The 20,263-nt window shown below is 39.0% G+C and carries 24 protein-coding genes, 1 pseudogene and 2 riboswitches; of the genes and pseudogenes, 7 read left to right on the forward strand and 18 right to left on the reverse strand.

Going from position 1 to position 20,263, the window contains the following annotated elements; all coding sequences use genetic code 11:
- Nucleotides 1-15: 15 nt before the first annotated feature.
- The 5 genes from BA70_RS11300 to htpX all read right to left on the reverse strand — a co-directional run bounded on the left by BA70_RS11300 (nt 16) and on the right by htpX (nt 3,368).
- A complete protein-coding gene (locus BA70_RS11300) occupies nt 16-198 on the reverse strand; it encodes a hypothetical protein (RefSeq protein ID WP_034322134.1) in 183 nt (60 codons plus the stop codon).
- On the reverse strand, nt 191-355 hold the full coding sequence (locus BA70_RS20325; RefSeq protein ID WP_167331434.1) for a hypothetical protein: 165 nt from the start codon (nt 353-355) through the stop codon (nt 191-193). The genes BA70_RS11300 and BA70_RS20325 overlap by 8 nt, the downstream gene beginning before the upstream one ends.
- A gap of 6 nt (nt 356-361) precedes the next feature.
- The gene (locus BA70_RS11305; protein WP_034322136.1) at nt 362-880 is read right to left on the reverse strand and encodes a DUF421 domain-containing protein; all 519 of its coding nucleotides are present in this window, start codon (nt 878-880) and stop codon (nt 362-364) included.
- Nucleotides 881-977: 97 nt separating this feature from the next.
- A complete protein-coding gene (locus tag BA70_RS11310) occupies nt 978-2,324 on the reverse strand; it encodes a TrkH family potassium uptake protein (protein WP_034322138.1) in 1,347 nt (448 codons plus the stop codon).
- Between the two features lie 144 nt (nt 2,325-2,468).
- Nucleotides 2,469-3,368: a protease HtpX gene (htpX, locus tag BA70_RS11315; RefSeq protein WP_034322141.1), complete on the reverse strand. Its 900-nt coding sequence runs from the start codon at nt 3,366-3,368 to the stop codon at nt 2,469-2,471.
- A 280-nt stretch (nt 3,369-3,648) separates the two neighbouring features.
- On the opposite strand from htpX, the gene BA70_RS11320 reads away from it, so the two are divergent.
- Nucleotides 3,649-4,365, forward strand: a complete 717-nt coding sequence (locus BA70_RS11320) for a DUF1836 domain-containing protein (RefSeq protein ID WP_034322144.1) — start codon at nt 3,649-3,651, stop codon at nt 4,363-4,365.
- Nucleotides 4,366-4,488: 123 nt separating this feature from the next.
- Complete coding sequence (locus BA70_RS11325; protein ID WP_003211343.1) at nt 4,489-4,683, forward strand: alpha/beta-type small acid-soluble spore protein; 195 nt, start codon at nt 4,489-4,491, stop codon at nt 4,681-4,683.
- Nucleotides 4,684-4,721: 38 nt separating this feature from the next.
- Here BA70_RS11325 and BA70_RS11330 read toward each other — a convergent pair whose 3' ends face one another.
- From BA70_RS11330 to BA70_RS11345, 4 genes are all read right to left on the reverse strand, one after another.
- Nucleotides 4,722-5,906 carry an anti-sigma factor domain-containing protein gene (locus BA70_RS11330; RefSeq protein WP_034322146.1) on the reverse strand — a complete coding sequence of 395 codons (1,185 nt, stop codon included), beginning with the start codon at nt 5,904-5,906 and terminating at the stop codon, nt 4,722-4,724.
- On the reverse strand, nt 5,903-6,658 hold the full coding sequence (gene sigI / locus BA70_RS11335) for an RNA polymerase sigma factor SigI (protein ID WP_034322149.1): 756 nt from the start codon (nt 6,656-6,658) through the stop codon (nt 5,903-5,905). Before sigI ends, BA70_RS11330 begins: the two co-directional genes overlap by 4 nt.
- Before the next feature lie 215 nt (nt 6,659-6,873).
- Nucleotides 6,874-7,665, reverse strand: a complete 792-nt coding sequence (locus tag BA70_RS11340; protein ID WP_034322152.1) for a TerC family protein — start codon at nt 7,663-7,665, stop codon at nt 6,874-6,876.
- Nucleotides 7,666-7,696: 31 nt separating this feature from the next.
- A riboswitch (yybP-ykoY riboswitch) is annotated at nt 7,697-7,868 on the reverse strand.
- Between the two features lie 77 nt (nt 7,869-7,945).
- Nucleotides 7,946-8,560 carry a DedA family protein gene (locus tag BA70_RS11345; RefSeq protein WP_034322155.1) on the reverse strand — a complete coding sequence of 205 codons (615 nt, stop codon included), beginning with the start codon at nt 8,558-8,560 and terminating at the stop codon, nt 7,946-7,948.
- A gap of 247 nt (nt 8,561-8,807) precedes the next feature.
- Here BA70_RS11345 and BA70_RS11350 point away from each other — a divergent pair, with 247 nt between their 5' ends.
- Nucleotides 8,808-11,231 carry a bifunctional diguanylate cyclase/phosphodiesterase gene (locus BA70_RS11350; protein WP_034322158.1) on the forward strand — a complete coding sequence of 808 codons (2,424 nt, stop codon included), beginning with the start codon at nt 8,808-8,810 and terminating at the stop codon, nt 11,229-11,231.
- 227 nt (nt 11,232-11,458) lie between these two features.
- Here the strand turns inward: BA70_RS11350 and BA70_RS11355 are convergent, their stop codons facing one another.
- The 3 genes from BA70_RS11355 to BA70_RS20330 form a co-directional block, all read right to left on the reverse strand.
- Complete coding sequence (locus tag BA70_RS11355) at nt 11,459-11,923, reverse strand: MarR family winged helix-turn-helix transcriptional regulator (protein ID WP_105927621.1); 465 nt, start codon at nt 11,921-11,923, stop codon at nt 11,459-11,461.
- A 359-nt stretch (nt 11,924-12,282) separates the two neighbouring features.
- Nucleotides 12,283-12,447 carry a hypothetical protein gene (locus tag BA70_RS11360; RefSeq protein WP_034322162.1) on the reverse strand — a complete coding sequence of 55 codons (165 nt, stop codon included), beginning with the start codon at nt 12,445-12,447 and terminating at the stop codon, nt 12,283-12,285.
- 42 nt (nt 12,448-12,489) lie between these two features.
- Nucleotides 12,490-12,645, reverse strand: coding sequence for a hypothetical protein (locus tag BA70_RS20330; protein ID WP_167331435.1), 156 nt, complete (start codon nt 12,643-12,645; stop codon nt 12,490-12,492).
- Between the two features lie 187 nt (nt 12,646-12,832).
- On the opposite strand from BA70_RS20330, the gene BA70_RS11365 reads away from it, so the two are divergent.
- Nucleotides 12,833-13,162, forward strand: coding sequence for a MerR family transcriptional regulator (locus BA70_RS11365; protein ID WP_034322164.1), 330 nt, complete (start codon nt 12,833-12,835; stop codon nt 13,160-13,162).
- A 166-nt stretch (nt 13,163-13,328) separates the two neighbouring features.
- On the opposite strand, the gene BA70_RS11370 is transcribed toward BA70_RS11365, so the two are convergent.
- The 3 genes and pseudogenes from BA70_RS11370 to BA70_RS11375 form a co-directional block, all read right to left on the reverse strand.
- Complete coding sequence (locus tag BA70_RS11370; protein ID WP_034322167.1) at nt 13,329-13,838, reverse strand: MepB family protein; 510 nt, start codon at nt 13,836-13,838, stop codon at nt 13,329-13,331.
- A gap of 240 nt (nt 13,839-14,078) precedes the next feature.
- Nucleotides 14,079-14,179: pseudogene (locus tag BA70_RS19965) on the reverse strand (IS1595 family transposase); the annotation flags it as partial.
- A 178-nt stretch (nt 14,180-14,357) separates the two neighbouring features.
- On the reverse strand, nt 14,358-14,729 hold the full coding sequence (locus BA70_RS11375) for a cupin domain-containing protein (RefSeq protein ID WP_078061710.1): 372 nt from the start codon (nt 14,727-14,729) through the stop codon (nt 14,358-14,360).
- 195 nt (nt 14,730-14,924) lie between these two features.
- On the opposite strand from BA70_RS11375, the gene BA70_RS11380 reads away from it, so the two are divergent.
- The gene (locus BA70_RS11380) at nt 14,925-15,788 is read left to right on the forward strand and encodes a LysR family transcriptional regulator (protein WP_034322170.1); all 864 of its coding nucleotides are present in this window, start codon (nt 14,925-14,927) and stop codon (nt 15,786-15,788) included.
- Nucleotides 15,789-15,925: 137 nt separating this feature from the next.
- On the opposite strand, the gene BA70_RS11385 is transcribed toward BA70_RS11380, so the two are convergent.
- The 3 genes from BA70_RS11385 to BA70_RS20335 all read right to left on the reverse strand — a co-directional run bounded on the left by BA70_RS11385 (nt 15,926) and on the right by BA70_RS20335 (nt 18,428).
- Nucleotides 15,926-16,324, reverse strand: coding sequence for a metal ABC transporter substrate-binding protein (locus tag BA70_RS11385; RefSeq protein ID WP_034322172.1), 399 nt, complete (start codon nt 16,322-16,324; stop codon nt 15,926-15,928).
- Between the two features lie 101 nt (nt 16,325-16,425).
- The gene (mgtE, locus tag BA70_RS11390) at nt 16,426-17,784 is read right to left on the reverse strand and encodes a magnesium transporter (protein ID WP_034322174.1); all 1,359 of its coding nucleotides are present in this window, start codon (nt 17,782-17,784) and stop codon (nt 16,426-16,428) included.
- Nucleotides 17,785-17,991: 207 nt separating this feature from the next.
- A riboswitch (M-box (ykoK) riboswitch) is annotated at nt 17,992-18,155 on the reverse strand.
- 132 nt (nt 18,156-18,287) lie between these two features.
- On the reverse strand, nt 18,288-18,428 hold the full coding sequence (locus tag BA70_RS20335; RefSeq protein WP_167331436.1) for a hypothetical protein: 141 nt from the start codon (nt 18,426-18,428) through the stop codon (nt 18,288-18,290).
- A gap of 106 nt (nt 18,429-18,534) precedes the next feature.
- Between BA70_RS20335 and BA70_RS20830 the strand changes: the two genes are divergently transcribed.
- Together BA70_RS20830 and BA70_RS11400 are read left to right on the forward strand one after the other, a co-directional pair.
- Entirely contained in the window at nt 18,535-18,768 is a 234-nt protein-coding gene (locus tag BA70_RS20830) for a cation:dicarboxylate symporter family transporter (RefSeq protein WP_275574587.1), read from the forward strand.
- Nucleotides 18,769-18,820: 52 nt separating this feature from the next.
- Nucleotides 18,821-20,113 (forward strand): aminotransferase class V-fold PLP-dependent enzyme, encoded by a 1,293-nt coding sequence (locus BA70_RS11400; protein WP_239646663.1) that lies wholly within the window; start codon nt 18,821-18,823, stop codon nt 20,111-20,113.
- Nucleotides 20,114-20,263 lie beyond the last annotated feature (150 nt).

Consider the following 20,263-nt stretch of genomic DNA (forward strand, 5'->3'; position numbering starts at 1 on the left):
CGAGGATCGTTTTTTCTATTTCTTGTTCTTTTGCCCAGTATGACATTCAGCATCCTTTTTTGGTTTCATGAGGGTATCAATCCATTTGCTGCTGTTCACATCTCCAAGCTCACTGCCAAATTCCTCTTCTAAGATGTCTGGATTCATCGGTTTTTTATGGTCTTTGATATCCTTGCTCTTCACATGCTTTTTAGTCACGAGATGCTCCCCCTTGTTTACCTTGGTGAGAATTTCGGTTTGCCTGACGATCTTTTGATTGTTCGTCAAATTGTGTTTGACCTTGGTCATGTGCCATGCTTTCTGTTGGCGTCATATTATTTGTCAGTGCTTCATTTTTCGCTGCTTTTCTTTTCATTTAAAATCAGTCCTTTTTCGGCATGTTTAATTCTTCTCTTAATTGTTCAAACAGCTCTTTCATTTGCTTAACCGTTACTGGTTTTTCCTCAGGTTTTAATTCATAGCCAATTTGTCCGTTAGCTTCTAGCGTGGCTTTTTTGAGACTGCTGATGTCCGTAATGCCTTGCTGCTTTAAACGCATTTTAAATTGATCCCTTGTGAGCCGGATTTTCTTCAGCTTGTCATCAAGCATTTCGCCATCCTGTAAAATCACCACCGATTTCCCTGAAACCAATTTTTCAAAGAAATCAGATTGAATAGACAATTTTTCCATGATGACGAGTGCAATGATAAATGTAGCGGCTGCATAAATCGTTTCAAGTAAATTGTGCTCAATAAAGGGTTGGATAATAATTGATCCGATTGAAATCATGATCACTGTTTGTTGAACAGTTAATTGACTAATGGATTTAGGCCCTGCTATTCTCAGTAGCAAGGTACCAACTAGCAGCATGACAATTGCTTTCCATAACACTTCCAGCACGTCTCGTTCACCTCTTACCTATAGATTGCGAACATCTCGCGTGATTTAGCCAGTTAGATAATGGAAATAAAAAAACAGCATTCGCTGGGAATGCTGTTTAGCCGATGATGACACGCTCTTTCGGATAATGATAATTCGCTTCACTTTCTCTTCGGCCAATTAAGTACAAGAAGCTTGGAATGCCGATCCGTCCAATAAACATGACCATCATAATGATACACTTACCGAAAACAGAGAGCTCAGAGGTAATCCCTAGCGATAGCCCCGTTGTTCCGAAGGCAGAACAGACTTCAAATAAATTTTCAAGAAGTGTATTATGCTCTGATAAGGTTAACAGGAATGTAGCTCCAAACACCAAAATAAAGGCCATCATCGTCACCATAAGGGATTTGTTAATATCCGCTTGATGAAGCTCTCTTTTGAAGATTTTGATGGACTTATTTCCTCGCGCAAAATGAAACAGTGCGAGTAAATTAAGGGCAAACGTGGTTGTCCGAATTCCGCCCCCCACCGAGCTTGGAGAAGCCCCGATAAACATGAGCATACATAGAAATAAAAGTGTCGGTTCCGTCAATTGGGTAATATCTAATGTCGTCAGACCACCGCTTCGCGTTGCGGTTGATTGGAACAAAGAATAAAACACGATCTCGTGCCAGCTCTTCCCTAGAAAGGTAAAACGGGCTTCAAGTGCATATATTCCAATCGCTCCAACGACAACGAGCCCGCCAAACGTGATCGTTGTGATTTTTGTAAACAACGAAAACGATGCATGCTTTCGGTCTTGATTAAATAAATAGTCCTTTACTTCAACCAGCACCGGAAAGCCAATGGCTCCAAAAATGATGAGCAGCATCGTAATAAATTGTACAAAATAGTCACCTTTGTATGGGATCAACGAATTCCCTGTAATATCAAAGCCTCCATTGGTTGTCGCACTAATACTTGAGAAAAAGCCATGTAAGAAAGCCCCTTGCACGTCGTAATATTTGAGAAAATACATACTTAAAATCAAACCGCCGACAAACTCAATCAGCAAAATTAAATATAAGACCTGCTTCATTAGTTTCACAATTCCTGATAAATTGCTTTGGTTTTGGTCTGCCATGATGAGTTTTCTTTCTTTAATTCCAATCCTTTTTCGCATGACGATCCATACGAAGGTACCGAGGGTCATAATGCCGATGCCTCCGATTTGCAGAACAAACGCAAGAATCCACATACCTGCCACACTAAATGTTTGCGAGGTATCGACAACGGTTAGGCCTGTAACACTGACAGCACTCACAGCTGTAAATAAGGCATCAATAAATGTCCATTTCACTCCCTCTTGGTGAGCCACTGGGAGGCTGAGGAGAATGAACGACACTGTGACAGCGAGAAAATAATAAAGGGCAATCAGCTGGAACGCTGACAGCCGGTCAATTAACTTTTTAATTGGATTCATTGTCATTCCTTCTTTTATCTTTCTTTTCGAATACTTTATCATTTTAATGAAAAGAGACATGTTTTTAAAGATATTTTATGCTTTATTTTCTTTTTCATCAAAAAGAAAAAGACATCCTGTAACAGAATGTCTTTTTGATCTTTCTTATTTTGCTTCTAGTCTTCTGATTCTTTCGTTTAAATCAGGGTGAGTCGAGAAAAGAGAAGCTTTTCTTTTACCACTGATTTTCAGTGTCGCGACTGCTGTTTGATCATCATCTTTGATTCTTGACGTATACGCCTCAAGAGAACGAAGTGCATGAATCATTTTGTCTTTTCCAGCAAGGTCAGCACCGCCGCGGTCTGCGTGGAATTCACGATGTCTAGAATATGCAAACACGACAAGGCTTCCTAGGATAGAGAAAATGATTTGGAAGACAATCACAGCGATAAAGTGGACAATCGGCACAAGCTCTTCACGTGAAACGAAACGACTTGCGATCCATGCCGCAATTCTTGAAAGGAAAACAACGAACGTGTTGACGATCCCTTGTAGCAACGTCATTGTCACCATGTCACCGTTCGCAACGTGAGCGACTTCGTGAGCAATAACACCTTCAACCGCTGCATCATCCATTTCATGCAGCAAACCAGTCGATACAGCAACAAGTGATCTTCTCTTAGAAGGACCTGTCGCAAAAGCATTTACTTCCGATGATTGATAAATACCAACCTCAGGCATTTTAGAAAGACCTGCTGCTCTAGATAATCTGTGAACACGGTCAACAAGCTGCTGCTCATCGTATGTTAATGTATCCTTTTCAGGGTTTAACACGCGCACACCCATCATCATTTTTGCCATCCAGCGAGACATTGCTAATGACATAAACGAGCCAACAAAACCAACAACTGCACTGAAGACAAGAAGATACATGATATTAAGACTTCCGTCTGCTCCTATATAAGAACCAACACCAGTTGTTGCACTAATAATCGAAAGTACAATTCCAATCGTAGTGATAACAAGAATGTTCGTTAATATAAACAGAAATATTCTTTTACCCATACATAACCTCCGCTGTCATATTAAGTTCAAATGAACTTATTAATAAAATTATAAAAATAAACGTCTCAAATTGCAAGGAAAAAGGAATCGTTTTCTATGTTTATCATAACGGCTTAAGCACCGTCACTTCAATATTTATGACTTTTGCTACAAAACAGAAGTGAACAAATTGTGACGCGCCGTCCCAGTTTTTAGTTTGTTTTGCATTTTCATCGAAAAGAGATTATGATGTTGAATTAGATCAATAATCACGTTTTTGACGTACAAAATGAGGTGGAACATGGTTACTTTTAAATTAACGAGAATTGACATGACGAGACTTCTATATTCTCTAAAAGGAGAGGGAGATCTGACTCCGCTTCAGCTTTTGAATCTATCTGTAAAAAGCGACAAAGATCATGAATATGATGAATTAAAAATCCCATCATTTTTTGCAAAGCTCGAACGACGAAAGCAAAAAGCAGAGCACGGACTGTCAACAAATGAAATTGTTGAGCTTGGCAACTTGTGTGAGCTAACTTCCCTTAAATCGACGGCCATTCAAAACTGGATCAAACGTGATATTAAAGATATGATTGGCCATCCGGAGCTTGGCAAGAAGTACTCCATTGATCAGGTCGTTATTTTATTAATTGTCAGGGATTTAAAATCCGTTTTTGACTTTGATGCCATTCGCATGATCTTATCTGCCTTATTTAACACGATCACAGATCGAACGGATGATATTATTAGCCCAATCCGTTTTTATGAAGCATATGCGCACGTCCTTGATTTTATTTATCATCATACACATTTTCCGTTAAAGGAAACGAATTTGCGAGAAATGACCGAGGAGCAGACAGACAAGCTCCATGAAGAGTTTACAGAATTGACGAAGAATCAATGGAATTTGATTAAAGGCATTATCAGTTCTACGGTCTTCTCTGTTTTCACTTCTCATTTGCAAAGCACAGCACAAGAAATGATGTTTAATACGTTGAAGCTTAAAAAGGATTAAATAAGAGCCGAGGTGACCTCATCACCTCGGTTTTTTTGTGCAGCAATTGCCAGCATAATTGCAGACAGTTTTTTTCAAAATAAGAAGGCGCAACAAACATGAGGTGAAAGGAGGAATATGATCATGGCAAACCGAAATCAACTTCTTGTTCCTGGAGTAGAACAAGCATTAGATCAATTTAAATACGAGATCGCTCAAGAATTTGGCGTGACTCTCGGTTCAGATACAGTCGCACGTGCAAACGGCTCTGTTGGCGGCGAAATCACAAAAAGACTCGTTCAACAGGCTCAATCACAAATGGGCAATCAATCTAAATAATGACATGGTGAAATACGCCGGAGCAATTCTGGCGTTTTTTATTGTTCATATGTGTGCTCATGCCGTTTCTCGCGATAAAAGGCCTGCGCATCTTTTCCTTTTTGCTTTGCATGTTCTCTTTTTCGTTCACTGGACGTTCGTTTCTGATCCCTGTCGTTTTTTTTTGCGTGCTTTTCAGCATGACCACGTGATGTGTCGTTCGAATTCTTTTTTTCATTAGGGTCAGTTGAGTGATTTTTTTTTTGCTCTTTATCGAAAGAGCGATCCTTTTCCTCTTTTATCTGTTTGTTTTTGTTTTCATCATCAGGTTTTGTCTGGTGAGGCTTTTGAACAGACCCTTGCTCTTCCCTCTCTACTTCCTTCTGCTCTTTATCTTCGCCTTCAGGAGCCTCTTGATCAGGCTGCACGTCTTCGCTATCGTCTGTCTTTACTTCTTCTTGTTCGTCTTTGCCTGCTTGATCTTCATCATCTTTCTTAGGCTCTTCTTCTTTGACAGCTTCACCCTCTGCTGCATCTTCATCCTTTTTGATGTCTTCTTGTTCTTTGTCTTGCATTTCTTGATTTCTAATATATGTTCCTGTTGAGATGCCTGCCTTTTGTGCTTTCTCTCTTGTTTCTAGGTCACCCTCCACAGTTTCTAGCTTGTAATCGCGCTTTTGATATTCACCAGAGATGGTGTTAATTTTGCTTTTTACATTTGTTTTATATGTATGATCCTGCTTGTTTTCATAAACGGTTGAAATATAAATGCTTTTAGAGTGGTTCACGTATCCCTTTTTATCACAATCGTCTATGATTTCCTGCACCACTTTGGTCATATCATTTTTTTCTAAATCTTTCATACTGGCGAGTACTTGTTTCGCATCTTTATTCAGTGGTGTGACACCGATCACTTGATAGTTGTGATCCAGCTTTAGCTCAAAGCTCGGGTTAATGTCAATCGTCATATACGCATATGCTTTTTGACTTGAGAAAGATGGCATCATAGTGAAAATCACGACAATAATAGCTGCGATTGATAGAATTCCTGCATTTAACGGACGTAAACGGAGCAGGTCAAAAAAACCGGCTCTTTTTCTTTCGAGACGTGATTCATTCGGAAATGTCACTTCTTGACCGATTTCATAGTCTTGCTGTTCGTACTTTGTCCGCAGAAATTGTCCATCAGGGGTCAGCAGCGTGACATATTTTTTGTTTTTCTCTACTATAATGCCTCTTCTCATGAATTAAGCACCCCTTTAAGGTAATCTTTCAAATACACATAATCACCCGTCATAATGATCGCCATCGCAATGATATATTTTCTATTTCTCTCAATCGTTTTGCGGCTGACTTCCACTAGCTTTTCCAGCTGTTTAACTGGCAATTGTTTTTTCTGAAATAAAATCATTCTTAGCTCATCGTGTTCAACGAGTGTATGGGCCACTTTAATTGCATTCTGCCTGGCATCTGCATGCTTGGGTGAATGCTCAAGCAACTCTTGAAACGTGAGGCCGTATACTTTTAACCGTTCTTTAAAATGTTCAATCTCTTCTCTTCTTTGTTCTTGTTCAATTAAACGCCTATATTCATTTGCAGATAGCTCTGCTTCAATCATACTTTGAGAGTATTCGCCATTCTCACTTTCTTGAAGGTCCATTTGAACCGTTGGCGCATTTCTTGCTTCTTTTCGAATATAGTCGATCACTTTTCTTTTAATAATTAATTCCGCAAAAGCAAGGAGTGAGTTTCCTTTTTCGGCAGAGTATTTTTCTATCGCTTCATTAAAGGCAATTAAGCCGATGCTGAATTCATCATCTTTTTCATCTATATATCGTTTACAAACGGATGAAACCGTCTTAGCGACAAATGGTTTGTATTGCTCTATTAATGCATTTTGCAGCTCACTATCACCTTGTTGGATACTGATAGCCGACTGCTCTAATGTTTGCTTTTTCTTTCCTTTTTTAAACAAAAGGCTAAGCAATGGTTTCACCTCAGTTCTCCCTATATTACTCATTTATGATAGCTAATTTATGAGGGAAGCGCAAAGGAAGAAATGAGGAATTCATTTCCTGTTACTCAATTATGACACGTATTTCATGATCTCCTTTACAACGTTTCGTCTAAAAGCAAAGAAATAAGGGGGTATCTCCCCCTTTTTTGTAATATACGTGTTATGAAAATGAAATGATATTTCTTTCAAAAAACCTACTCTTCTAGGCGCACCTCTTGTTTTTCCTTGCTTTCTTGTCCGCCCTTTCTTGATGGACTTGATAAAAACCAGCCAAATGCTGCAATCGCGAGAAGCACCGTCCAGAAAATGACTTTCCATAATGTTGAATGAATGAAATGAGAGGACACGACTCCAATGGCAGGATGTGAAAGTGTATAAAGCGTAAGCTTCACGCCAACCCATCCGACAATGACAAATGCTGCTGTTTCTAGGCTCGGTCTTGTTTTGAGCAGTTTCACAAAGACAGTTGCTGCAAATCGCATGATGATCAGACCGATGATACCGCCTAAAAGAATCACGATAAATTGACCGCCATCAAGTCCACCGATTTGCGGAAGACTTGTTGTTGGAAGTGTCACCGCTAAAGCGACGGCTGCTAAAATAGAGTCTACTGCAAAAGCAATATCGGCAAGCTCTACTTTCACGACTGTTGCCCAGAAGCCGCTTTGCTTCAAGTTCGTTTCTGATTCCTTTTTCTTAAATACATGAGATTTCAAAATATGGTGAATGGAAATATAAAGAAGATAAATTGCGCCAATTGCTTGAACTTGCCACACATCCACTAAAAATGAAATAAGAAATAAAGAACCAAATCGCATGACAAACGCACCCGCAAGTCCGTAAAACAATGCCTTTTTTCTTTGCTTTTCAGGAAGGTGTTTGACCATCACGGCCATGACTAGCGCATTATCAGCTGCTAAAATCCCTTCTAATCCAATCAATACGAGAAGAACCCACCCGTATTCTAAAATAATTGCTGCATCCATCATCATTCCTCCTTGTTTTTATCTATTGTCCCACAACAGACAAAGGCTTATGAATGCAAAAAAGACCTTTGCCTGTAATGGCAAAGGTCTTGCTAGACATGTGATATGTAGAATCATGCCAACAAAGCCGATGGAACATATGTCCATGTAATGACGACTTTGTTTCCGGTAAAAACCGGACGCTACTCCCCTTTGGTGGGATTAAGAATATTTAGATTACTTATATCTTAATCAATAGATACTGAATTGTCAACAGATGACGTTCATCCCAATCCCGTGATTAAGCAGTTGGCGTTTCTGTTTTTCTCTTTCTTCGCTTTAGCCATATGTAAAGAACGAACAATAACACAACACCGATCCCAATCGGTAAAAGATATGGCTCTAAAATGGCGCCAACCTCTTTCCAGTTCTCCCCAAGCATAAACCCTAGATACACATACACAAACGTAATCGGTGTAATGGCCAAAAACGTATACAAGCAAAATACCCACACATTCATCTTGGCAATACCACATGGAATGGAAATAAGGGTTCTCACTCCTGGAATAAACCGGCCGCTAAACGCGACAAAACCGCCATGCTTTTCAAAGAAAGCATCCGATTTATCAAGCGACTCAGGTTTTACAAAAAAGTACTTCCCATATTTATTTAAAAAGGGTCTGCCGCCGTAACGTCCTAACCAGTACAAGGTCAAAGGACCAGCCACGCCGCCAAACGACCCTGCAGCCACGACACCGATGAAAGCCATGTCCCCTTCTGAGACCCAGTAACCCGCGAGAGGCAAAACCACTTCAGCAGGAACAAATTCAATGCATAATGCAAGGAAGATGCCAAAATACGACAAATTCTTAAAGGCATCAGCTAAAGAAATAATAAAATCTTCGATGTTTATCAATCCCTTTCACACATAATCAGTTTGACAGGCCATATCGCTTTTAAAGCCGTGCCACTTATTAAACGAATAAAACCGAAGAAACGATTCACTTTTCATCGTTTTTTCATTAAAAGTTGATTTTACTATAAAAAATGAACAAAAAAAATCCTGATTGTCCTTTTTAAGTGAAGGAAAAGTGAACACAGAAGCCAATCGATCCGATATATTAAGTATATGTCTGTTTTTAGGATACAGGAGGTTTTCTCACATGACACATTTAACAGGAAGCTACAACGGATGGCTTGTCTTTCTGTCAGTCGCTGTCGCCGTTGTCGCCTCCTACTCAGCTCTTCATTTAGCCAGCCGAGTGATACAGTCAAGCGGCGCAAAGAAAAAGGTATGGCTGATCATTGGTGCAATGATCATGGGAATGGGGATATGGTCGTTGCACTTTATCGGTATGATGGCATTTCACATGCGTGTAGGCATCACATACGAAACTCCCTTACTGATTTTATCGATTTTAGCATCTTTTATCGGTTCTTTGATCGCTTTTTCGATATGCATTCAGCAGCAGCTCTCCACAAGGCGACTGCTGATTAGTTCAATCACTATGGGGTCAGCTATGTGCAGCATGCATTATCTCGGAATGGAATCAATGGCCAATGTCTCAATTAGCTATGATCCAGTCCTCTTTTTTCTTTCGTTTTTCATTGCTGCGCTCGCTTCTTTCTTTTCGTTAAATCTCTTTTTTCGGCTCCATCGATCTGAGAAAAGACAGGCGGATCATCTATTAAAAATAGCTGGCGCACTCATGATGGGTGTTGCTATTGCTGGTATGCATTATACCGGTATGGCTGCTTCTACCATGTTTCTCCATTCAGATGGGCGGGTCGCTGCGGGTGGTTCTCTTGAAATGTCGCCATTCAGTCTATCTATTTTCATTGGTTTAATGACTCTTATTGTCCAAACGCTGATGATTTTTGGCGCCTATATTGATCACCGAATCATGAAGCAGTCAGATAAGCTAAAGGAAAATGAACAGCGGTTCCAATCACTCATCAAACATAATATCGATGGCATTATCGTGTTATCAGTCGATCGAAAGGTGCTTTCTGCCAATGACTCAGGTAAGCACATTTTAAAAATGTGCAATTTCTGGATCGGTGATGATGTCAGCCAATACGTGATGCCAAATGAGATGTGGGAAGAATTTATTTACCAATCTAAGAAGGCCATCACACGTGAAGCAGAATTAAAAACAGCAGATCGCTTTTATTATTACCATGTTACTTACATACCTGTTCACGTCAACAATACACTTGACAGCATTTATCTTGTGTTAAAGGATTTAACGCAGCAGCGGATTGCAGAAAAAGAAATTCATGTGATGGCACATTATGATGCATTAACTGAGCTTCCAAATCGGCGTCACGGCATCAATCATTTAAATGATGTTCTATCCGCTCAAGGAGAGACAAGGACATCAACCGCTGTTCTTTTTCTTGACCTGAATCGGTTTAAAATTATTAATGATGCACTTGGTCATAACATAGGGGACTTATTGCTCAAAGGCGCTGCAAACAGACTGACGCAATGTTTACCGGATAATGGCTTTATTGCTAGAATTGGCGGAGATGAATTTTTAATGATTTTCCCTCACATGGAGCATGATACATATAAAATTGAACAGCTTTCTAAAAATATCATCCGGCAATTTGAACGCCCTTTTTTCATCCAGAATCATCAGCTCATTACATCTATCAGTATTGGAATCGCGATCTCTCCGCAAAATGGAAAAGACGGGATGGAACTGATGAGAAAAGCAGATATGGCGATGTATTTATCCAAAAAACAAAAGCAAAGCCGTTATGAGTTCTTCACCGAATCAATGGAAAGATCGAGTGAAGACAGGTTAAATCGAGAGCTGGAGTTAAGAGATGCCATTCAAAGAGAGCAGTTTGTGCTTCACTATCAGCCTCAAATCAGTGCCAAAACAAGAAAGATGACAGGGGTTGAAGCCCTTTTAAGAATGAGAGCGCCAGACGGTACCTTAAAGTCACCTGAAGCATTTATTGAACTAGCCGAGGAATCAGGCCTTATCATTGATATTGGCAGATGGGTCATTGATACCGCGTGTAAGCAGGCAAAAATTTGGTATGACACTGGTTTAAAGATTCCTGTGGCCGTCAATTTATCTGCTAAACAATTCAATTCTGAAGACTTAATCGATTTGATCAAGCTGACACTGAAAAAATACGACCTTAAGCCGTCACTGCTGGAACTTGAAGTCACAGAAAGTATGACAATGGACAACATCAAGCAATCAAAACAGGTGCTTACGTCGCTGAAGCAGCTTGGCGTTCGCATTAGCATTGATGATTTCGGTACAGGTCACAGCTCCTTAAGCTATTTAAAGGATTTACCAATTCATCGACTGAAAATCGACAAATCCTTCATTGAGGATATTCTAAGTGATTCAAAGTCTGAACAGATCACAGGTGCCATTATTGCGATGGGGCATCAATTATCTCTCGAAGTCATTGCAGAAGGCGTTGAAACCTTCGCACAAGCACAGCTGTTATCTGCGCAGGGCTGTGACGATTTGCAAGGCTTTTATTATGCAAAGCCCCTTCCAGCAAGCGATATTGAGAAATTCATCGCCTATCCTGCATATGAGCTGGACACATAAAAAAGGTGCCAATCCTGGCACCTTTCAGCGTATAGACAAACCCTCGCATTCTTTGTCAGGTCTGCGCTCCGGTCCTCACGAATGTCAAATTCGCTCCGGTGCTCGCCCTTCCTAGACTTCAAAGGTTTTCGATCACGATAAGTTAAAAAAGACAAAGGGCTAAATTCAACATCATTTTAGCCCTTTGTCAACAATCTAAAAGGCGCCAACCATGGCACCTTTTCGTTTTATCTAAATAATAAATGCTGACTGTGAATGCCTGCTTTTTTCAGAAGACTAATCAATTGCTCCTGTTCTTCACGCGTCAGACCAGAAAACGCCCGCGCAATACGAAGAGAATGGATCGGGTAAATCTTATCAAGATAATTGCGCCCTTTATCTGTTAAATGGGCATAAACCGACCGTTTATCCTTAGGGTCCTGTTCTCTTTCAATGAAACCATTTCGTTCTAATTTGTCAATTACGTACGTAACATTCCCGCTGACAAGCAGGAGTCTTGAACCGATTTGCTGAAGCTTTTGAGCACCTCTTGTGTACAGCAATTCAAGAACGGCAAATTCAGTTGGATTAAACCCATGCTCTTTGCTGTCTCTAATACTGTGTTCTGAAACGCTTTTAAATGCTCTTGCAAAAACCTTGTAAAGCGTCATTGAACGTTCTACTTCTTCTTCATTAAACGATAGTCTCATCACATATCTACCTCTTATAATATTTTTTTAACTTCAAGGCTTTCTTGCGGTGCAGTTGGAGCCTTTCGTAAAAAATAGAAGTACGTTTTTGAAAACCCTTTCAACCACATAAGTGACTCCATTCGTGTTATGTATAAGATTTCGATATAAACTTTTAAAATCCTTCTTATTTTTCACAATCATCTTGAAAAAAAGCTTTTTTAGCAAACCATCAAGTTACGACACGTTTTAACATAATCTGTAAAGACTCTATGTTTTCTTGCAGTTAATTCGTCAAATTTCTACAAAATTCAATATTGCTATAATATTGAATACGCAAAAAAAGAACCCTCTATGTGACGCGTGCACATTTCAAGGGATTTTTACAGATAGCGCTCTGTTTTGTTGAAAAAGAAATGATACTCTTTTTTTAAGTCACTAATTGTCATGTTTTTGGTCATATCAGGGCTGTAAACCCCTAACGAACACAGCTGCTTCGTATAATAACGTCTTTCTTTCGCTAAAGCTTCTTTTAATATACGTCGCACCGAATATCCCCTCCCTCCTATCAATTGATGTGGATCGGGTGCTTATGAAGACCTTTTATACAAATCATTTTGTACGGCTCTTAGAAGAGCATGTGCGTTCTGACCTGCAGCCTGCATGAATTGCTCAAGCAATTCATCCCTCTTCATATCTAACGCGATGATTTCTTTTGCCATACGGATGATCTGTGTTTGCTCCATCATATGCTCCTCCTCCTTTTTCAATTCAATTATATGTGCTCATGAGATGGTTTGCACATATAATGTTAAGTTTCCTCCCATTGTTTTTTCGTTTTTTTCATTTTTGTGTTATATTTTCTAACAAACGTTAGGTTTTTTTACTTGTCGTTCTATATAATATGAAGAAAAGACTTGCAGGGGTGAGTATATGACGCAGGAAGATGTATCTTATAAAGATAAAAAAGTCATTTCAATCGGGATTGTCAGTGAATTAACAGGACTTTCTGTCAGGCAAATCCGATATTATGAGGAACGTAAACTCATCTACCCCCAGCGCTCAACAAGAGGCACACGGAAATATTCATTTGCAGATGTTGAACGTTTAATGGACATCGCCAATAAAAGGGAAGACGGAGTGCAGACAGCTGAAATTTTAAAAGACATGAAGAAAAAAGAACAAGCATTAAAAAGCGGACAATATAAGAAAAAAATGCTGGAAGGCCAGATTAACGCACACTTCCGATACAAGAATCGATAAACAAATAAAGAATCGCTTACTCTTTAAAATTAAGGCTTTGTTCGTATTGATTGTTGCTAATGGCTTAATGAAAAAGAGACAGCGTTTTTGCTGTCTCCGTTATCCAACTAGAGCCCTTGGCAGTTTAAGTTTATAAATTCGCAACCTTTTACAGCTTAGAGTTATTTTAGTTAGAGTATAGTTTTAATAGCTCTTGTGCTGGCAAACTATTTGTATTGTTCATGCAAACAAAATATTCTAATTGCCATTTCTGTGTTTCGATAGCTTGTTTGCTAGCGGGATTTGCCCAGCTAGGGTAAACTCTAATTGCCATTTTTCCTTTTGTAGTATCTGTTTTAAGAATATTGTGTTTTACAAGAACTTCTTTCGAAAAAACGAATTGACCAAAATCATTTTCACTAGTAAAGGTATTGATCACTAATAAATCCGTAGCTTTTTCATATGAAAAGGGTTGGTTTTTATTTCCCTCATCTTTTTCCCAAAAAGCAACAAACTGTCCTATCTTAGTAGGCGTTATTTTTGCGACTCTAAATCTAATTGATTTTGAATTTAGCTGAAACAAACCAGCCCCATAATCCGAATTTTGGACTTCTTCTCGGACAGCTTTTAAGGACAAATGATTAGGTTCATAAAACATTTTATTTACATATGTTAACACATTATAAAATTCATTCACTGCTTTACACCCCTTATTTCACACTAATTCCAACACTCTTGAAATCAACATTATCTTAATTTGAACGCAATACCAAATTCAAACTTAGTGAAATAAGCTATATAAGCAAAATACATCAGTTGAAATTTCTAATATCGATTAAAGTTGTGAAATTTGCTTTTTTGCAGGCGTTCAACAACATTTCATTCACATTTTATTTAGAGGTAAATTTCCTATTAAATTCTAAGAACAATGCTATATCAAATACCCGTTTAGGTATTTCGTTGCTACCCCATTAAATCGTTCCATCCAATCTTTTAATTGTCGATGATAACTATATTAACGTGCTGAACGTGATAAATTTTATGTCGGACATACTCTTTATTACGTGCATTGATCGTCTCGTGTTTTATTCCTTTCATAGTCTATAGTTAGTTGCATATCTGTGCACCGTAAAAGCGGGAATATATGGTGAAGTAGTAAAAAGAGACAGCGATTGCTGCCTCTTTTTGAACTAAAGCACCTGTTAAGTGCAATGATCTAGTGTTCATTCATTCGTTCAGGAATCGAAACGGTTCGTTCATTGACCACATTCCCCGTGTTTAGAGTCGTTTTGGGTTCGATTAATAGCAAATGAACTTCCTCTTCAGCAATTGGTTGATGTTCAATTCCTTTAGGTATCACAATAAACTCTCCTTCATTAAGAGCGATTTCACTATCCCTAAAACGGATGACCAGATGCCCTTTACATACAAAGAACATTTCGTCCTCGTCATCATGGTGATGCCAAATGAATTCACCCTTAATCTTTACCATTTTAATGTATGAATCGTTCAACTCTCCGCTTATTCTAGGATTCCAATAATCATTTATTTGCAAAAATTTTTCTTGGACATTCACCTTTGAAATCAATAGATCCCCTCCTCATTAATTGGAAACGTGTGTTTTTATAAAATCACCTTTCTTCCATTCCCCTCCTCACGATTAAATAACAAGGTACGCAAAATCCTCTTGTATAATTAAGTTTACATACTTCAGTGGATCACGTAAAATCAAAAAATAGCTTATAGATCATCATAATTAGTGATGCAAAAAGGGAGAGTTGTTTTGGATATTAAATCTTTGGAAGTATTTAAAGCAGTAGCCATTGAACAAAGCATTACAAAAGCTGCTAAGAAATTAAATTATGTGCAGTCAAATGTCACTGCACGAATACAACGTCTTGAACAAGAATTAGGTGTTCCTCTTCTATATCGATATCACAAGAAGATATCCTTAACGCCTGCAGGACGTGAACTGTTGCCATATGTAAACAAATTACTCTATGATTTCGAAGAAGCGATAGAGGCAGTACAACTTTCCTCTACTCCACGGGGAACTTTACACATTGGGGCTATAGAGTCAACTGCTTCTACAAGATTGCCAAAAATTTTTGCAGAATATCATAAGAATTTTCCACAAGTAGAATTGAGCATGTATATGGCACCTACTGTAGATCAGGTGAGTGCCATTCTCAACTACAAGGTAGACGGCGCATTGGTAGATGGTCCAATTCTTCATCCAGAAATTATTGAGTACCCTGTATTGGAGGAATCCCTAGTTCTAATTACAAGCTACTCTCAGGAGCAATTCCAGGTGGAATCAATTTTACATGAACCGTTGCTCTCGTCATTTGCGCATTGCATCTATTTGGGACGTTGGCAGCAATGGCTTGAGAGCAATGGCTTTGCTCCTATGAAGGTAATGGAATATGGTACTTTAGAGGGTGTCCTTAAATGCGTAGAAAATGGGCTAGGAGTCACTGTATTACCAAAATCTATGGTTGAATCTCGGGTGCAAGGCAGATTTACCTGTCATCCATTACCGGACCCACATAGAATAGTGCCCACTGTATTGATAAGACGTCGCGATTCTTACATGACCAGTGCTCTCTCACGATTTATGGAGTTGATGGGCATAACTAATATGTGATCGGTGACAGATAGTGGTTTTAGTAAACAAGATCATTTATGGCAAAAAAAGAGGATAGATAGAGCACGGTTATTTCAGCTCTTCTATCCTTTTAAATCATATAATTTGACATTTATTATGGCTTTTGAATGATTTTTTTATTTAGAGGAAGCATCAGTTCCTTCAACGACCCCTACAAAGTCAATCAGCACGCCGCCTTTTTCTGGATCTTCTTTCACCCGGAGGGCAAGTGCCTTTTTCTTCCCGGTTTTTGTATCTTCATAATTTGCATGGAACACGTGAATGCTGGCTTCTTCCAATTGAAAATCCTCATAAGAAAGCCTGTCTATGCCCCATTCTTTTTTCAGTTTCAACATGTCATCCGGGCTCGGGACCGCACCTTCGACGTAGACATCTTCCATTTTTCTTTTATTTCCTTCGGTGATGGCTTCAAGCATACGCTCTGCAGCAACAAGCCTCCTGTCTTTCCCTTCGTCTTCCCTTTGACATGCACTCAGCAAAAGAATACACATCAAAATGAATAAGAACTTCTTCATATTTCTCTCCCACCTTCTCCTTAAAATGTAAAGGATGAAAGCGCTATATGCAATCTTTATTCAAAAAAGACTGTAAAACGTCACGTTTTACAGTCTTTTTGCTACATCAGTGTATGAAGGAACGCTGTGGCAATGCCAAAATAGATCAGCAGTGATAAAATATCATTCAATGTTGTAATCAGCGGTCCAGATGCAATAGCCGGATCCACGTTTAATCTGTGTAAAATAATGGGCACGATAGTACCTGCCATTGTTCCAATAATGAGTGTCGCAAGGAGCGAGGAACCAACCACAAAGCCTAAAATCATATTGCCCTGCCAAACCATCGCGACAACTGTAATAATGATTGAACAGACAATCCCAATGTAAATACTTGTTCTCAGCTCTCTAAAAATAAGGCGCATAATGGTTTTTTTCGTTAATTCTTCTTTTGAAAGCCCTCTAATAACGACCGCAAGAGACTGTGTACCTGTATTCCCTGTCATCCCTGCAATCATCGGCATGAAGAAAGCAAGAGCAACAACTTGCTGAAGCGTATCTTCAAAATAATTTAAAATACTGCCTGAAATCAATCCAATGAATAAGAGCAAAATGAGCCATGGGAGACGGCGGTATGCCGCAACAAATGACGGTGTTTCAAACGTGATATCTTTACCAGAGGCAGCAAACTTCTCATAGTCTTCTCCTGCCTCTTGAATGACGACATCAATGATATCATCGACTGTGACAATTCCGACAAGGACATTGTTCTCTTCCACAACAGGAATGGCGAGGAAATCATACCGTTCAATCAGCTTTGCAATTTCTTCCTGGTCTTGAAATGCTCCGACGGCAATGACTCTTGTAAACATGAGATCCTGCACTTTTTCATCCGGTTCACCTAAAATAAGGTCACGGTAAGAGAGGACACCTACAAGCTGTTTTTGATCATTGATCACATATAAGTAGTTAATCGATTCTGCAATTTCAGCAAAACTTTTCAGCTTCACAACCGCATCCTGAACCGTATAATGCTGAGGAATCCATACATACCGGTTGGTCATGATCCGGCCTGCTGTCTCTGCAGGGTAATTCATCAGAAGCTGGACGGCTTTTGACTCCTCCGCTTCCATGTTTGATAAAAGCTGATCTTTTAGCTCATCATCCATTTCATCAAACAAGTTGGCTAAGTCATCGTTATCCATTTTGTTTGTAACGAAGGTAGCTTTGTCTTTCCCTACTTTTTCAAGAACGATCTCTTGATATTCCCGCTCAAGCTCACCCATCATTTCCGTTACATCATCGACTGTTAAAAAACTGAGAAAGCGTCCGCGGTGTTTTTCTGGAAGCTCTTTAAATAAATAGGCCATGTCATACGGCTGAAGCTCTTCCATAATGTTTTTAAATTCTTTGCGTTTTCCATCTCTTAATAAAATAATGATTCTTAAAATGAGTTCATCGTACGTAATGTTCTGTATCATTGCTGTTACCTCCCCAAAGTCAGGAGATACCCGAATCCCTTAGAACGTGCGGGGTCAGGATCTCCTCTATCTGATGTCTCAATTTGATCTTTTGACATAATCTCTATGTGTCTCGAATCGGGATGATCCATCCCCACACCTCCTTTTCTTATAAAAAAGCACCTTCAACCGAATGAAGGCGCTTTGTAAGCATGGCAAAATAAACACTTGCTCCTTCAATCGTAGAGCTTTAGCACTGTATGGCATAGGATAAATCCAGCTGCATTAAAAATCACCTTATGTCGATGATTTCTGTTGACCCATTGGCGTCTTTGGACATTTTTGGGCAGCAGCGTATCTCCATACAGGAGCCTCACCTAACGAAGTCTCATATTGTTAACACACTGAGATTACAGAAAAAGCGTAATGATGTCAATAAGCAAGATGCCAAGTCTCGTCATGTATTCGCTTACTTTTCAAAAAAAAGAGCGATAGACAAGTTGACCATCGCCCTTTCATGCCTTTTATTCCTCTTCCGGCTGATTCAAATCCTCTTGGGAGAGGAGATGAAAGGAATCATGCAAAAACAAAGCATATCCTTCTCCATCAGGATGCGGAACATATTCCGCATAGTCCATTGTCTGTTCTTCTTCTTTTTTCTTCATATTCTCTCGCCTCCTTTCCCGTAGTTTGTCCTAATGAAAAAACCTTACACATAAAAGTGTAAGGAGTGATTTGTATAAAACAGCTGAGCTCATAAAGATGCGGTATATGTTTTCAAACATAATCATTACAGTTCTAGCTCTCATTAGATTCATCTTCGTTCCATTTTTGCTTAACTTTTGTTTCTTACATCTATTGTCTTTCTCATTCATTGGGCTTCCACTGGAAGGGATTGCTCTTTTAATGACAGCTGATTTTATCATGGACATGGCGAGAACAACAACTAATGTCATTGGCAATGCACTGGCAACCGTCGCTGAGAGAGGTACCACCATTGATTGATCACACAATGTATAATACTAAGTATAAGAATTGAATATTGGGGGATATGATGATGAATGAAACTAAACTAAACATGCACTTTTCAAATGATTTATTAAAAAAAGTAAGAGAACATTTTTTATATATTGATGAGGATCCTATCCTCAAAAAGGAACGGCTTTTTTTTGATAATGCAGGTGGCTCTCTTCGTCTAAAACAGGCAAATCATATATTTTCAATCATTGAAGGCATCCCAGATTGTTCTGAAAGAAATCATAAAACTGCAAAACACTTGATTGATATCCAGAAAAAAGGGATTGTTGATCTTCAAACCATTTTTAACGTTAAACAAGGAAGCTTCGCCACATATCTGACAGCATCACAGGCTATCTTTCAAACTACGGGTGTCATTGCAGAACATATTCAAGGAACAAATATTGTCACAACATCCTTAGAACATCCAGCAGCTTATGACGCAGCTAGTTTTTATGCAAATAAATTAAACAAGGAGCTGAGAGTGGCCAAGTCTAATCCTTTAACAGGCGGAGTGAACGTAGAAGACATCTTGGCATTAATCGATCAAGATACTGTTCTTCTAAGTGTCATCTATGCTTCGAATATCTCTGGTGCTATTTTAGACATTGAACAAATTGTACAAGAGGCAAGAAAAAAGAACCCAAACTTATTTATCATTGTTGATGCCGTTCAACATGCACCTCATGGTTTAATTGACATTGAAAAAACACCTGTTGATGTGATAAATTTTGCCCCATATAAATTTTTTGGTGTTAGAGGCTGCGGGGTTGCTTATTTATCGGAAAGAGCTGCTCTTCTCCCTCATCATAAGTTAAAAGGAAAGAAAGAAACTGAATGGGAGCTAGGAAGTCCAGCACCTGCACATTATGCGGCTATTAGCGCAATTGTTGATTATGTGTGCTGGCTTGGTGGTCATTTTACGACAGTGAATGCCAGACGACAGTTATTTGCAGCAGGTATGGAAGCTATCGCAAAACAAGAAAGATCTTTATTAAAAATAATGCTAGACGGGACACCCAACGTAAAAGGGCTAAGAGAGATCGAAGGCGTTACCGTGCATCTTGATGACCATGATTTATCAAAAAAAGATTTCATCGTAGCCATATCAATAGAAGGAACAAACCATGAGGATGCAGTAAGACAATATGAACAGCATGGTGTGATCGTATATGAAAGGGTGAATACAAGCATTTATTCTAAAAGGATGCTGGATTCCTTTGGAATGAAAGGAGCTATTAGAATATCACCTCTCCATTGTCATCATATTCAAGAGATTGAGACGTTTTTAAGAACAACTGAAATGATAAGCAGTCAACATAAAAAGCATTAACATGCTTGGTGTACAGATATATGGAAGTAAGCTATTCAGTTTAAAAGTTGATATTCATTTGCACTTGTATACAATCATTTAAGTAAAAATAGCGGTCTGAACCAGCTATCCATGATGGATAAATGGTTCAGACCGCATAAAAATTTATCT

The sequence above is a fragment of the Bacillus zhangzhouensis genome, from assembly GCF_000715205.1.
Taxonomy (GTDB): domain Bacteria; phylum Bacillota; class Bacilli; order Bacillales; family Bacillaceae; genus Bacillus; species Bacillus zhangzhouensis.

Bases quoted from the DNA above. Each gene is read 5' to 3' on its own strand.
- BA70_RS20325 (WP_167331434.1), bottom strand. From the start codon at position 355: ATGAAAAGAAAAGCAGCGAAAAATGAAGCACTGACAAATAATATGACG.
- BA70_RS11325 (WP_003211343.1), top strand. From the start codon at position 4,489: ATGGCAAACCGAAATCAACTTCTTGTTCCTGGAGTAGAACAAGCATTA.
- BA70_RS20830 (WP_275574587.1), top strand. From the start codon at position 18,535: ATGTTTTCAAACATAATCATTACAGTTCTAGCTCTCATTAGATTCATC.
- BA70_RS11385 (WP_034322172.1), bottom strand. From the start codon at position 16,324: ATGAAGAAGTTCTTATTCATTTTGATGTGTATTCTTTTGCTGAGTGCA.
- BA70_RS11340 (WP_034322152.1), bottom strand. From the start codon at position 7,665: ATGGATGCAGCAATTATTTTAGAATACGGGTGGGTTCTTCTCGTATTG.
- BA70_RS11320 (WP_034322144.1), top strand. From the start codon at position 3,649: ATGGTTACTTTTAAATTAACGAGAATTGACATGACGAGACTTCTATAT.
- BA70_RS20335 (WP_167331436.1), bottom strand. From the start codon at position 18,428: ATGAAGAAAAAAGAAGAAGAACAGACAATGGACTATGCGGAATATGTT.
- BA70_RS11400 (WP_239646663.1), top strand. From the start codon at position 18,821: ATGAATGAAACTAAACTAAACATGCACTTTTCAAATGATTTATTAAAA.
- BA70_RS11365 (WP_034322164.1), top strand. From the start codon at position 12,833: ATGACGCAGGAAGATGTATCTTATAAAGATAAAAAAGTCATTTCAATC.
- BA70_RS11330 (WP_034322146.1), bottom strand. From the start codon at position 5,906: ATGAGAAGAGGCATTATAGTAGAGAAAAACAAAAAATATGTCACGCTG.
- htpX (WP_034322141.1), bottom strand. From the start codon at position 3,368: ATGGGTAAAAGAATATTTCTGTTTATATTAACGAACATTCTTGTTATC.
- BA70_RS11350 (WP_034322158.1), top strand. From the start codon at position 8,808: ATGACACATTTAACAGGAAGCTACAACGGATGGCTTGTCTTTCTGTCA.
- mgtE (WP_034322174.1), bottom strand. From the start codon at position 17,784: ATGATACAGAACATTACGTACGATGAACTCATTTTAAGAATCATTATT.
- BA70_RS11310 (WP_034322138.1), bottom strand. From the start codon at position 2,324: ATGAATCCAATTAAAAAGTTAATTGACCGGCTGTCAGCGTTCCAGCTG.
- BA70_RS20330 (WP_167331435.1), bottom strand. From the start codon at position 12,645: ATGGAGCAAACACAGATCATCCGTATGGCAAAAGAAATCATCGCGTTA.